Origin of the sequence: Sandarakinorhabdus cyanobacteriorum, from assembly GCF_002251755.1 — a bacterium.
Taxonomy (GTDB): domain Bacteria; phylum Pseudomonadota; class Alphaproteobacteria; order Sphingomonadales; family Sphingomonadaceae; genus Sandarakinorhabdus; species Sandarakinorhabdus cyanobacteriorum.
Genome location: NZ_NOXT01000055.1, coordinates 1 through 11,303, shown reverse-complemented (window position 1 = coordinate 11,303; position 11,303 = coordinate 1). Strand labels below are relative to the sequence as shown.

Genomic DNA, 11,303 nt, shown 5'->3' with positions numbered 1-11,303 from the left:
CATCCAGCGCTTATGGGGAGATTACGTCCAGCACTCACAGCGGGTCCGACAAGAAGGCGGCGACGCCGGCGAGCGTCTTCTCCTCCTCCGCGTACAGCACATGCAGGATGGCGCCGACGAGCAGCGAATGGCTCGTCTTCTCCCAGTGATTGCGCTTGTCGAGCGAGCCCTCGGGGTCGACGAGAACGTCGGCGACGTTCTGCACGTCGCGGACCTCCCACTCGCCGCGTCGCACTTCGAGGAGCGGGTTGTAGGCGGCCGACTTCGCGTTGGTGGGATCGAACAGCAGGACGCGGCCGTGCCTGGCGCGGAAGCCGGCTGTCAGCTGCCAGTTCTCGCCCTTGATGTCGTGGACGATGGCAGAGCCCGGCCAGGTGAGAAGCGTGGGGACGACGAGACCGACACCCTTGCCCGATCGCGTCGGCGCGAAGCACAGGACATGCTCCGGTCCGTCGTGCCGGAGATAGGCGTCGCCGAGCTTGCCGAGGACGACGCCATCGGGTCCGAGCAGGCCTGCTGCCTTCACCTCCCGGATTTCAGCCCAGCGGGCCGAGCCATAGGTCTCGACGTTCTTCGCCTCACGGGCACGCCATACCGACATCGCGATTGCGACGGCGATGGAGATGAAGCCGCCGGAAGCGGCGATCATTGCGCCTTCGACAAAGATCGGCGGGGCATAGGCGTCGTAGAAGTACCACCACCAGAAGAAGGCGGGTGGATAGTAGACCGGCCAACCCGCCAGCTCGAACCAAGGCGTGCCGAGCTGCGCCTGAAAGCCGAGCCGCCAGGCGGTCCATTGGGTCGCGCCCCAGGTCGTGAGCAGCACGATGAGGAACACGGTGGTGATCTGGCCCCAGAGGATTTTCGTCGCAGACATCGGCGGCGGTCCTTTCTTCCTTGCTTGCTAGAGGGCGAGCCCGCGCTTGCGACCGAGGCCCCATTCGATGCCGCCGCCGTCCTTCACGGCGCCGGCGACATGCTGGCCGAGCTTGCGTTCGATCTCGCGGGACCAGGGCACGAGCTGGAAGCCGAGGCCGTTGTCGATCATCGCGAAGCGGCCGGAGGAGAGGTCGAGACGCTGGCGATAGGTGCCCGCGACCTGATCACTGGCGGTCGGTTTCATGTGCGCCAGTCCGGTCTCGGCGGAGAGGCGCGCCCCGACCGCATCCAGTTCGCGCCGCCGCAGCGTTGCGAGGAGGTCGCGTTGCAGGATGATCCGCTGGCCTTGGCGGCGACCGAGGCCTTGGTCGGCGAGATGCTCGGCCCGTGCCTGCATGGCGTCGCGCACCTCTCGCCCAAAGCCTCCCATCGACAGCGGCATGGGGTCGGCCTCCACGAGCCGATGGTCAAGCCAGGTGGCCCCCGGCGCCCTGATCTGCTGGCCGAGTTCGAGGTCTGACCGGGGGGCGAGAACAAGCGTCGGGCGCGGCTCATCGGCTCGGCCAAAGCGCCGAACCTCCACGATGCCGCCGATCGCAGGCGCATGCTCGAAGGCTTCGACACCGCGGAACCGGACGTGGTGGGCGCGGCCGTCGGTGCCGTCGATCACCGCATAGGCTTCGCCCGTCAGCTCGTCGTGCAGGCCGCGATCGACCAGCCGCCCGATGATCGGCGCCTGTCCGCTGCCGCCTTCGATGACATAGTCGGCGACAGCGCGATCCTCACCGCGCTCGGCGAAGGCGCGGTGCATGGTCTTGATGATGTCCCCGCGAAGCCCGAGGTCGCGCAGATGGCGTTCGGCGTCGAGGCCGACCATCCACTCGCCGGGGCTGGCGGATGACGCGAGGCCCATCTTCTCCAGGTGCTGGAGCCGGCCGATCATGAGCCGGCGGGTCTGGGGATCAGCGGTGCCGGATTGCTCGGGACGAAGGTCGATGAAGCCGGTTTCGTCGGCGGCGATGCGAATCTCGACATCGAGGCGCGTCCAGCGCTCGGCCGTGATTTCGCGCTCGAGCGCCGTCTTGATCTCGTGCTCCGGCTTCGGGCCGAGTTCGATCGACAGGAGATCCTCGGCCCGAGATCGCAAGCCGCGGCTGATGTAGTCGCGTGAGATGACGAGGTCGGCGCCCTGGGCGTCAACGCCTCGCACCAGCAGGTGGACGTGGGGATTGTCGGTATTCCAGTGATCGACAGCGACCCAATCGAGCCGGGTGCCGAGGTCAGCTTCCATCTGGCGCGCGAGGTCGCGCGTGAAGGCGCGCAGGTCCGTCATTTCGCCGGCGTCCTCGGGCGAGATGATGAAGCGAAAATGGTGCCGGTCGTTCTTCGAGCGCGCGGCGAAGCCGGCGTCATCGGCGCGGTCGCTGTCGGCATCGAACATCACGGCCTTTTCACCGTCGCGTGTGACGCCATCGCGCTTGAGATAGGAGAGATGGGCATTGAGCGGCGCAGACCGGAAGGCCCGGCCCTGATGGCGCGCGATCCGCGCCTTGACGACGACGCGGCGCGACGAGCTGAAAAGCCGCGCGCGGCTGAACGCGATCCGTCCGCGCCCGAAGCTCGAACGGCCATAGCCGGATGACTTGCGGCGCGGACCGCCGCCAATGCCGACGTGCCCCGAGCGCTTGGCGGCGCGCAGGACCTGGTTGATGAAGCTCTTGGGCTTCGGCGCCCGCGTCGAACCGATACGGCCCGGCCGGACCCGAAAGTCGCTGTCGCCGCCGCTCATCGCCGGCCTCCGGCGGGCCAAACGCCGGGCAGTGCCGGCAATGTCCTTGAAATAGCGTGGAAAATAGCCGGAACCGGCACTGCTCCCGACCGACCGGCACGTGAAAAGCCATGCGAAAGCAATGGCTTGCGTGAGAGTGGCGAGCCGCTTTTATCTCGCCGTCTGTTGGTCGTGTCTGCTTCGCCCCAACCGCCCCATGCCGCCTCTTTCCGGGAACTCGCTACACCGCGCTGGAATGCGATTCTGGTCATGGGCGCCCTCCATCATCGGCGCGGGTCACGAAGATGCCTGCCGTCTGCGTCGAACGGGCGATTGGGGGTTGCTGCGGATCGGCCGTTCGGCTGCCGTTCCTTTGACGATCGGGCTGCGATCGTTCTGCTGCAACGCTGCCGTCGGAGCGCGCGACGAACAGCGGTGACCGAGTCCAGGCGAGCGGATCGACGGTCGCGACAGCGACGCCGGCAGCGAGCGGATCACTGCCGATCAACGGCGCAATCGCGGCCACGTAGGCGACGGTCTCGGCGGGTAGCGCGCGACCTTCCGAGAGATAGTCATCGTAGCGCCCGGGGCCGGCATTGTAGGCCGCGAGGAAGCCCGGCGCGCCGTAGCGGTCATGCATTTCGCGCAGATAGGCTGCACCGGCGAGGATGTTGTCGCGCGGGTCAAAGGGATCGGCCCCCAGACCGTGTCGCGCCCGCAGATCCGCCCAGGTCGCGGGCATGATCTGCATGAGACCCATCGCGCCTTTGGGCGATACCGCGCGGACGCGACCGCCGCTCTCGACGCGCATGACCGCCCAGATCCAGCGCTCGGGAATGCCGAACCGCTGTGCTGCCTCGGCGACCGCTTGCGCGTAGGGCGAGCCTGCAGCGGGTCGCTCGATGACCGAGGTCTGCGCCAGAGACGGCGCGGGCATCGCGCCGGCAAAGGCCAGGCCGGAAAGGAGAAGGAAGGGCAGTCGGCGGGCGGCCCCTTTCGCTCCGGCAGCGGGCTGGCGACGGGAGACGCGCATCGGTCAGTCCCGCTCGCTGCGCTTGGTCGGCCGGTTCCAGTAGAGACCCCATGCTGATTTGTTGTCGGCCGACCGGAACAGGTTGGCCCGGATTGGCTGCGCGAAGGTCGGATCGTCGAGCTGCAACGACACATACTCGCCGGCCTTCTCGCCGGTGCGCTTCCACCCCGCGCCCACTTCCGGCCCATCGGCGTCGTCGCCGAGGTGAACGCGATAGTCGGGCGCGTTCTCGGCGTCGGAGTGCTCCGCCGGCACGAGCACCAGAGCGGCGTCGAGGGCGATTGTGCGAATGCGGCCGCCATAGCCGCTCTTGGTGCGGGTGAATTCTCCGATCAGGGTCATGGCAACCTCCTTGGCGATGCGGTGGAACGGGTCATGGCTGCGCCGTCACCGCGTCGGCGCGCGCCAGACGAAGCGACCGTCGCCGTCTTCGTCGGTGTAGAGGGGCGTAGCCCGACCGATCACGGCGGTGACGGCGAGAGGCCCGAAGTAGCGGCCGTCGAGGCTGTCTCGGACGCCGATGTTCATGAGAAAGAGTTCGTTCGTGCCGATCTGGTGGCAGCCCTTCCAGATGGGCAGCGTGCGCCCCAGACGGTCGCGGTCGAGCGCATTGCCGAGGGCAATTCCGTCGACGGTGATGGCGGCACCCGAACGGCAGACCGTCTGCCCGGGAAGTGCGGCAACGCGCTTCAAGAGCGGCACGCCGCGCGGCAGGTAACCCCGGTCCGCGAGGAAGGCGGCAAGCGGCTCCGGCGCATTGACCGCGACAAGGTCGGTGACCTCGAGCGGCGTAGTCGAACCGATCTCATAGAGGCCGACCGGGACGCTGGCCGATGCGTTCCAGACGAGCCGCGGTGCAACGTGCACCATCGCCAGCGGGATCAACAGGAGCGCGGCGCCAGTGGCCGTCAACAGGTAGCCGGCGCGCGTCATGGCTCGGCCCTCTGTCGCAAGCGCCAGGCGCGATGCTGCTGTCGGGAGTAGGATCGCGGGGCGTCCCCGGCGGTGAGCCGGTTATGGACATGGCGCCAATACTCAGGGGAAGCTTCGGTGGGATCGATGCCGAGCGCTTCGATCGCGTCGATCAGAAGCAGCACGCGTTCGACGCTCGGCCAGCCGCTCGTTTGCAGCAGGATCTCACCACCGGGCCGCACCGAGGGCAGCGTCTGATAGCCGTCGCCCGCACGGACGGCGCGCAGGATGTCGATGCGCGAGACGACGGTGCCAAAGCCATTCGATGCCCAGCGGACGAAGGCGAAGACAGCTCCGGCGGGGAAGCTGAGGATGCGGCACCGTCGATCGAGGATCTGCTCGTGGATCGCATGGCCGAAGCGGATCCAGTGCTCGATCTGCTTCTCGCGCCAAACCAGTTCGACCTCGGTGAGCCGACCGGAAGGTGATGACGGCCGAACGCCCGCTGCGCCATGAATTGCCCGTCCGTTCATGGCGCGTCCCCCTCGGCAGGAAACGCGTCCGCGAGGAGATCGCGCAGCATGTCCGCCACAGTTTGGCCGCGCTGGAACGCAGTGACCTTGATCCGACCGCGCAGGTCCGGCGTGACGTCAATCGTGAGGCGCGCCGTGTAGGCGATGGCGTCAGCCCTGCGGCCGCGCGGATCGTCGGCGGCCTTGATCCAGGTGTCCGGGTCGCCGGGCCGTGCGGCGAAGCTGCGCCTGGTCATGGTGCGAGCCTTCCAACTTCGGCGCAGAGCGCGGCGATCTCGCGCGTACCGGCACGCTGGCCATCGAGCTCCGAGATCAGGCGGCCGGATTGCGCGGCATCCGCGAAGCCGACGCGTTGGCCGATCGCGCTCGCCAGCACCGGCGGATCGTGTTCGGCGAGCGCCTTGGCAGTCTCACGTGCGATGATGGTGCGCGCGCCACAGCGGTTGAGCACGAACCGAGCGACAAGCGACGGGCGGAACAGGCGTGCTTCGCGGAGCAGCGCCAGCATCTCGGCTGACGCCCATCCGTCGAAGGGCGACGGCTGAACCGGGATGAGGACGAGATCGGCGGCGAGCAGGGCCGAGCGCATGAGGCCGGCGACGCGCGGGGGACCATCGATCACCACATGATCGGCGCCGCGCGCCAGTTCGGGCGCTTCGCGGTGCAAGGTGTCGCGCGCCAGTCCGATGACGGCGAACCGGCGGGGCAGGCCTTCACGGGCGCGCGCTTCGGACCAGTCGAGTGAAGAGCCCTGCGGATCAGCGTCGATGACCATGACGCGTTGATCGCGGTTCGCCCATTCGCCGGCGAGATGAAGGGCGAGCGTCGTTTTTCCGACTCCGCCCTTCTGGTTGAGCAACGCGACGATCATGACCGCGCGCTCCGTCGGCCGCGGGGTGGTTTTCCACCGTCGCCCCGCTCCAACAAGAAGTTAGATTCGTTGTTAGATTCTAAGTTAAGGCTCCGAATCGCCGTTTCAGGCGAGAGGGTTAGTTGCGATCCGCGCGCCCGAAGTCCCGAGGCGGCTGCGCCCGAAATCCCGATACCATTTGCGCCCGAAGTCTCGAACGCATCCACAACGCCATCCACAGAGCCTGTGGACAAATTGATGGGGCGGATATGCAGGCGTTCCTGACGACCGGCGCGCTCCAGCGCCAAGCGATAGCCGGGCAGCGGCTGGCGGGCGACGATGCGGCGGATGTCGATGGCAAAGTCGGAGATACGCGCCTGGCTGCCCGATTTGGCGTGAAGGTGTGCGATTTCAAAGGTCCAGCCTGCGGGCTGACGGCCGGCATGCTTGCGGGCGACCCGATAGAGCCAGCGCTCGATGCCGCCGGTCAGTCGGAAATAGGCGGGATCTATGGCGAGCACGAGCGAGCGATCGATGACACCGCGATAGAGCCAGTCGGGCAGGACGAATTCCATGCCCTCCACGCGGCCATCGCGCGTCGTGCACTCACCCCACTCGTTGATCCAGGAGAATTGCTGACGCCGCCAATGCTCGCCGTTGCGGATCGTGGTGCGGATGACCGTCGACTGAAGGCGCGCGAGAGCGCCCTTGAGAAGCCGATAGTCGCGCGATCCGGTCTGGCGCCCGATGGCGGTCAGGAGCTGATACGGCGTGAAGCGCAGGAAGCGTGACGTTTGGAACCCGAGGTTTGCGGCTTCGACGATCTGGCTCGCGGCCCAGATCAAGATGTCTGCGTCCCAGATGGTCGCCATGCCATGCTCGGGGACCGCGAAGACTTCGACGCGGATGTCGCCGGCTTGGTAGTGGATCGGTGAGGTACGCTTGGCCTTGGCGAGCGAGAAGAAGGGCCGCTCCATCAGATCGCGCTGGTCGCGCGGACTGGCGTCGCCGGTGGCGACGACGAACGGGTCGAGCCGCGATCGTTCGCTCAAGGAGAGGGGGCGCTGCCGCGGGGACATGTCGGACGGCTCAGCGGGCTTGGCCGCCGCCGAAGGCAGGCGTGACGGCGGCATGGCGCTTGGCGGGAAGGACACTCCCGCGCGGATCGGACGTCGAGGTGACAAACCCGCGGTCAGCCCACGCTTTCAGGTCTTCGAGCGCGTAGACGACGCGCCCGCCAAGCTTGCGATAGGCGGGACCGGTGCCGTAGGTCCGGTGCTTCTCGAGCGTGCGATCCGAGAGACCGAGGAAGCGGGCCGCTTCAGGCGTGCGGAGAAAGCGTTGCGGCACGCCGGCGCCATTGGGTGACATGATCGGGCCTCCGAGGTTGCGCGAGAGCCGCAGGGGGACAGCGGCGGTTGGCGGCTACCCTGGCGGAGCGCGAAGTTGCGGAGGGAGTGGGAAGCTTGCGGGAGCAAATCCTCACACCGGCTCAGTTAGAAGGTGCCCCACCGTCATAGTGTGGGCTGAGACGGAACATCAGCCGAATGAGCCATAACATCCCATTGAGACAGAAAGTCTAAACTTGACAAATGGTATCTATGGTGACATGTTGAAAGCATGCTCTTGGTTGATTGGTCCTTCGCCATTGCCGATGCGCTCGCTGCGCTGTTTAGGCCGAATGTCGAGGCGGTGGTTCACGATCTTCTTGCGGACCGCATCGTCCATATCGCGGGCAACTTCTCACGGCGGCGGGTTGGCGATCCGTCTTTGAGTGAGATGGGTGATCTTGTACCCTTCGCCGGAGATGTGATCGGTCCTTACGCGAAAGCCAATTGGGATGGGCGACCGCTCAAGTCCGTGTCGGTGGTGTTGCGAACTGACCAAGGCATGCCGGCATACCTGCTTTGCATCAACATGGACGTATCGGCGTTCGAAACCGCGCGGCTGGCGCTTGACGCCCTGCTGCAGCCGCCGGTGGCGCGGTTACGGGCCGAGGCGCTGTTTCCGTCGGATTGGCGAGAGGTCGTGAATGCCGTCGTGGCCGACTTCCTGTCTGCTCGGAGCGCCACATTGGCCGGCCTCGATACCCGGGCACAGGCCGAGTTGATCTTGATGCTCGACGGGCGCGGCCTGCTCGCCGTCCGCGGCGCCGCAAATCATGTGGCAGACCTGTTCGGTTGCTCCCGGGCCACCTTCTACAAGCGCCTGAAGGCGGCGCGTCTTCATGAAAGGAAAGTCGCATGAACGCGGTGTCCCACGGCGCACATGCCGCTTCCGCCTCCGATGCGATGGCCATGCGCGCCGCAGAAAGCGACGGGATCGGCTCGACGGCGCTGCCTGAATTCAAGTTGGAGACCTATTTGGGCCGCTGGGAGTTCACAGCGCGTCACCACATGACGGCGTCCGATGCGGAGACGCTGACGGTACGCGAGCTGCTGGCTCTTGGTGGCGACGCCGCGCTTGACGTCCTGCTCGACACTCGGTTGTCCTACACAGAACCGTATGGGGCGCCGGATCTGAGGGCCGCTATTGCAGAAACCTATGACAGCTGTGCGGCGGAGGACGTGTTATGTTTTGCTGGCGCGGAAGAAGGCGTCTACTGCCTATATCGCACCCTTCTCGGTCCTGACGACCATGCGATCGTCGTGACGCCGAACTACCAGTCGGCGGAGACGGTGCCGTTGTCGCTGTGCGCCACCACGGGGGTCGCGCTTGACGAACGGGAAGCGTGGACGCTGCACGTGCACCAGGTAGCGGCAGCCATCCGGCCGAACACGCGCGTGGTGTACATCAACTTCCCCCATAACCCGACCGGGAAGATCTTGGAGCGGGACCGCTTCGACGACCTGGTGGCGCTGTGCCGCCTGCACGGTATCTGGCTGTTTTCGGATGAAGTCTACCGCCTGATCGAGCGGGATCCGGCCAGACGCCTGCCGCAGGCGGTCGATGCCTATGAGCGGGGCGTGTCGCTGAATGTCATGAGCAAGGCCTACGGCCTGCCGGCCTTGCGAGTTGGCTGGATTGCCTGTCGGGATCGCGACTTGCTTGAACGCATGGTGCGTCTAAAGCACTACCTTTCCATCTGCAACAGCGCACCATCCGAGCGACTGTCGCTCGTTGCTCTCCGACATCGCAAGACTGTGTTGGAGCGCACCCGCGCCGTGGCGCGGGCGGGCTATACCCAAGTGGCGGCCTTCCTTGCCGAATTTCCCGAGCTGTTCGAGACCTATGAGCCTGACGGCGGCGTTGTCATGTTCCCGCGCTACAAGGGGGCCAACGGTGTGGAGCGGTTCTGTCGGCGCCTGGTGGAAGAAGCCGGTGCCGTTCTGCTACCGGCCTCGATCTATGCCTCGGCGCTGACGCCCACCCCAACTGATCGTTTCCGCATCGGCTACGGCCGATCCAACCTGGACGACGGCCTGGCCGCAATGCGCGCCTTCATTCGAAGCAATCGGCCCTGAGAAGAAATCGATGGGGCCGGGTATGAGGGTCGTCCCATATGAGGAGGTGCGCGCTGTAGCAACGCCCGGGCGCATCGTTGAGGCGGTGCGCGTCGGTTTCATGGCGCACGCTTCGGGGCGCGTGCGTCAGGCGCTCACCTCGCACCTCGCCTTCGCTGGGGACGGCGGCGCGCGGGCCGGTGATTGCCACGTGAAGTGGGGGCATGACGAAGCGTCTACGTACTTCGTCATCAAAGTGGCAACCAGCTTCTATAGCAACCCACAACACGGCCTGCCATCCAGCAACGGGCTCGTGTTGCTGATGTCGGCGCAAACTGGGGAACCCGTGGCACTGCTCGAAGACCGGGGCTGGCTGACCGACGCGCGAACGGCCGCCGCAGGCGTGCTTGCCAGTGAGGCGGCCGGCATTGAGCGGATCGACACGTTGGGCGTGCTCGGCACTGGAATCCAGGCGGGCTTGCAGGCGCGCTGGATTGCGGCGCACAGGCAGGTTTCCCGGGTGCTTGTCTGGGGCCGCCGACCCGGGGCGGCGGGGCAGTTGGTGGCAGATCTGCGGGCGAGCGGTATCGAAGCGGCCGTTGCTGAACGCGTCTCCGATCTCGCAACTCAGAGCGACCTGATCGTAACCACCACGCCGTCCTTCACGCCATTGCTGATGAACAGCGACGTCAAGGATGGCACGGCAATCGTCGCCATCGGTGCCGACGCGCGGGGCAAGCGGGAACTCGACCGGGCATTGCTGCACAGGGCTGACCGTATCATCTGCGACGACCCTGCCCAGTGCCTTGATCATGGTGAGTTGCAGGACAGTGGCATCGACGCCGGCCGTCTTGAACGGATCGGCGAACTCCTCTTGAAATCTGAGACAAAGGGGGCGAGCCGGGCAGCAGGTGTCACCATCGTCGACCTTACCGGCATCGCGACGCAGGACGTCGCGGCAGCTCAAGCGTGTTGGTTGGCATTATCTCGCTCCGATGACTGGCGGTAGAGCGCTTTGTGCGCGAATTATTTACAGATCTACTTCGAAGTGCTGTACTCTGGTGTAACACGTGTTAGCCAAATATGGCGATTACACACATCACAACTAACGGGTTGTTTGCCTGTTGCCTCTAGCGTCGACGGCGATGACTCAGCAGGCGTCGATAGCCGCCGGCGATCATGGCGAGGCCGCCGCGCACGAGGTCCATGGTGGCGAACCGGCGCGAGGATGTTTTCCAGGGTTCATCGGCGAGGTCGCGCGCGCCGAACAGTGCCGCCGCGATCTCGCGGTAGCTGGCGCCGCTGAGACGACCGTCCACAGCCTGCAACATCCGTCGCGCACGTTGACGTTGCTGCCGCGTGAGCCGCGTGTCGGCAGGGATCGCGCGGCCATGGAGCGAACTCAGGAGACGGACGACGGCTTCGAGCCGATCGAAGCCTTCGGGGCCGAGCGGAATGACGGCCGACGCGCCTTCGTCCGCGCCTAATCCGCCGAGGCGCAGAATCTGAATCCGTTCGCCGTTCTTGAGGGTGTGAAGGCAGTGGGAGCCCTGCGCGTCTGACTGACCAGGGGCCTGCGTCTCAATGACAGGCGGGCTGGAGTCTTGCAGTAAGATGGCGGGTAGCGCGGCCAGAATCACGGCGCCGGTGTTCACCGCGGGCGTCCAGATGGGCGCGGCCTCTTTGGCATCGAGGGCCGGCGACACCAGGAAATCGCAACCCCCATCGAGACGTCGCCGCCTCTGTCGCTGCGGTATCGGTGTTCGGCTCCGTCTGAACTGCCGCGAAGTCGCGCTGATAGTCTTCGTTCCGGCGCAGCCATTCCCAGGCGAGTTCAGGCGAGATGAACCGCGCCGGGTTTGCCGGAGGCTCCAACTCCTGAGAA

At 66.1% G+C, this 11,303-nt stretch carries 13 protein-coding genes and 2 pseudogenes; 3 read left to right on the top strand and 12 right to left on the bottom strand.

The features are described 5' to 3' along the window. Positions 1–40: 40 nt before the first annotated feature. From CHU93_RS01545 to CHU93_RS01500, 10 genes and pseudogenes are all read right to left on the bottom strand, one after another. Positions 41–877 (bottom strand): annotated as a pseudogene (locus CHU93_RS01545) (type IV secretory system conjugative DNA transfer family protein); the annotation flags it as partial. 27 nt (positions 878–904) lie between these two features. After that, positions 905–2,668, bottom strand: a complete 1,764-nt coding sequence (locus CHU93_RS01540; RefSeq protein ID WP_094472454.1) for a relaxase/mobilization nuclease domain-containing protein — start codon at positions 2,666–2,668, stop codon at positions 905–907. A gap of 247 nt (positions 2,669–2,915) precedes the next feature. Then, a complete protein-coding gene (locus tag CHU93_RS01535) occupies positions 2,916–3,584 on the bottom strand; it encodes a lytic transglycosylase domain-containing protein (protein WP_480935831.1) in 669 nt (222 codons plus the stop codon). Positions 3,585–3,683: 99 nt separating this feature from the next. Continuing rightward, the gene (locus tag CHU93_RS01530; RefSeq protein WP_094472452.1) at positions 3,684–4,022 is read right to left on the bottom strand and encodes a DUF736 domain-containing protein; all 339 of its coding nucleotides are present in this window, start codon (positions 4,020–4,022) and stop codon (positions 3,684–3,686) included. A 45-nt stretch (positions 4,023–4,067) separates the two neighbouring features. Next, positions 4,068–4,613: a S26 family signal peptidase gene (locus tag CHU93_RS01525; protein WP_094472451.1), complete on the bottom strand. Its 546-nt coding sequence runs from the start codon at positions 4,611–4,613 to the stop codon at positions 4,068–4,070. Continuing rightward, complete coding sequence (locus tag CHU93_RS01520; RefSeq protein WP_094472450.1) at positions 4,610–5,125, bottom strand: DUF2840 domain-containing protein; 516 nt, start codon at positions 5,123–5,125, stop codon at positions 4,610–4,612. The genes CHU93_RS01525 and CHU93_RS01520 overlap by 4 nt, the downstream gene beginning before the upstream one ends. Further along, entirely contained in the window at positions 5,122–5,361 is a 240-nt protein-coding gene (locus tag CHU93_RS01515; RefSeq protein ID WP_094472449.1) for a ribbon-helix-helix protein, read from the bottom strand. Before CHU93_RS01515 ends, CHU93_RS01520 begins: the two co-directional genes overlap by 4 nt. Next, positions 5,358–5,996 carry a ParA family partition ATPase gene (parA, locus tag CHU93_RS01510; RefSeq protein WP_094472448.1) on the bottom strand — a complete coding sequence of 213 codons (639 nt, stop codon included), beginning with the start codon at positions 5,994–5,996 and terminating at the stop codon, positions 5,358–5,360. The genes CHU93_RS01515 and parA overlap by 4 nt, the downstream gene beginning before the upstream one ends. Beyond that, entirely contained in the window at positions 5,993–7,027 is a 1,035-nt protein-coding gene (locus tag CHU93_RS01505; protein ID WP_243375076.1) for a replication initiator protein A, read from the bottom strand. The genes parA and CHU93_RS01505 overlap by 4 nt, the downstream gene beginning before the upstream one ends. 37 nt (positions 7,028–7,064) lie before the next feature. Further along, positions 7,065–7,346 (bottom strand): helix-turn-helix transcriptional regulator, encoded by a 282-nt coding sequence (locus CHU93_RS01500; RefSeq protein ID WP_011579870.1) that lies wholly within the window; start codon positions 7,344–7,346, stop codon positions 7,065–7,067. 249 nt (positions 7,347–7,595) lie between these two features. Between CHU93_RS01500 and CHU93_RS01495 the strand changes: the two genes are divergently transcribed. The 3 genes from CHU93_RS01495 to CHU93_RS01485 are packed head-to-tail and all read left to right on the top strand — an operon-like array spanning position 7,596 to position 10,427. Continuing rightward, the gene (locus tag CHU93_RS01495) at positions 7,596–8,222 is read left to right on the top strand and encodes a helix-turn-helix transcriptional regulator (protein WP_094472446.1); all 627 of its coding nucleotides are present in this window, start codon (positions 7,596–7,598) and stop codon (positions 8,220–8,222) included. After that, complete coding sequence (locus tag CHU93_RS01490) at positions 8,219–9,439, top strand: aminotransferase class I/II-fold pyridoxal phosphate-dependent enzyme (RefSeq protein ID WP_207759182.1); 1,221 nt, start codon at positions 8,219–8,221, stop codon at positions 9,437–9,439. The genes CHU93_RS01495 and CHU93_RS01490 overlap by 4 nt, the downstream gene beginning before the upstream one ends. A 46-nt stretch (positions 9,440–9,485) precedes the next feature. Further along, positions 9,486–10,427 carry an ornithine cyclodeaminase family protein gene (locus CHU93_RS01485; protein ID WP_165768554.1) on the top strand — a complete coding sequence of 314 codons (942 nt, stop codon included), beginning with the start codon at positions 9,486–9,488 and terminating at the stop codon, positions 10,425–10,427. Positions 10,428–10,548: 121 nt separating this feature from the next. Here CHU93_RS01485 and CHU93_RS17825 read toward each other — a convergent pair whose 3' ends face one another. Beyond that, positions 10,549–11,124: a DUF2285 domain-containing protein gene (locus tag CHU93_RS17825; RefSeq protein ID WP_243375074.1), complete on the bottom strand. Its 576-nt coding sequence runs from the start codon at positions 11,122–11,124 to the stop codon at positions 10,549–10,551. A gap of 13 nt (positions 11,125–11,137) precedes the next feature. Further along, a pseudogene (locus CHU93_RS18220) lies at positions 11,138–11,293 on the bottom strand (transcriptional regulator domain-containing protein); the annotation flags it as partial. Positions 11,294–11,303 lie beyond the last annotated feature (10 nt).

What these genes read in the sequence shown, in the direction of transcription:
- CHU93_RS01540 (WP_094472454.1), bottom strand. Translation starts at nt 2,668, where the DNA reads ATGAGCGGCGGCGACAGCGACTTTCGGGTCCGGCCGGGCCGTATCGGT.
- CHU93_RS01535 (WP_480935831.1), bottom strand. Translation starts at nt 3,584, where the DNA reads ATGCCCGCGCCGTCTCTGGCGCAGACCTCGGTCATCGAGCGACCCGCT.
- CHU93_RS01530 (WP_094472452.1), bottom strand. Translation starts at nt 4,022, where the DNA reads ATGACCCTGATCGGAGAATTCACCCGCACCAAGAGCGGCTATGGCGGC.
- CHU93_RS01525 (WP_094472451.1), bottom strand. Translation starts at nt 4,613, where the DNA reads ATGACGCGCGCCGGCTACCTGTTGACGGCCACTGGCGCCGCGCTCCTG.
- CHU93_RS01520 (WP_094472450.1), bottom strand. Translation starts at nt 5,125, where the DNA reads ATGAACGGACGGGCAATTCATGGCGCAGCGGGCGTTCGGCCGTCATCA.
- CHU93_RS01515 (WP_094472449.1), bottom strand. Translation starts at nt 5,361, where the DNA reads ATGACCAGGCGCAGCTTCGCCGCACGGCCCGGCGACCCGGACACCTGG.
- parA (WP_094472448.1), bottom strand. Translation starts at nt 5,996, where the DNA reads ATGATCGTCGCGTTGCTCAACCAGAAGGGCGGAGTCGGAAAAACGACG.
- CHU93_RS01500 (WP_011579870.1), bottom strand. Translation starts at nt 7,346, where the DNA reads ATGTCACCCAATGGCGCCGGCGTGCCGCAACGCTTTCTCCGCACGCCT.
- CHU93_RS01495 (WP_094472446.1), top strand. Translation starts at nt 7,596, where the DNA reads ATGCTCTTGGTTGATTGGTCCTTCGCCATTGCCGATGCGCTCGCTGCG.
- CHU93_RS01490 (WP_207759182.1), top strand. Translation starts at nt 8,219, where the DNA reads ATGAACGCGGTGTCCCACGGCGCACATGCCGCTTCCGCCTCCGATGCG.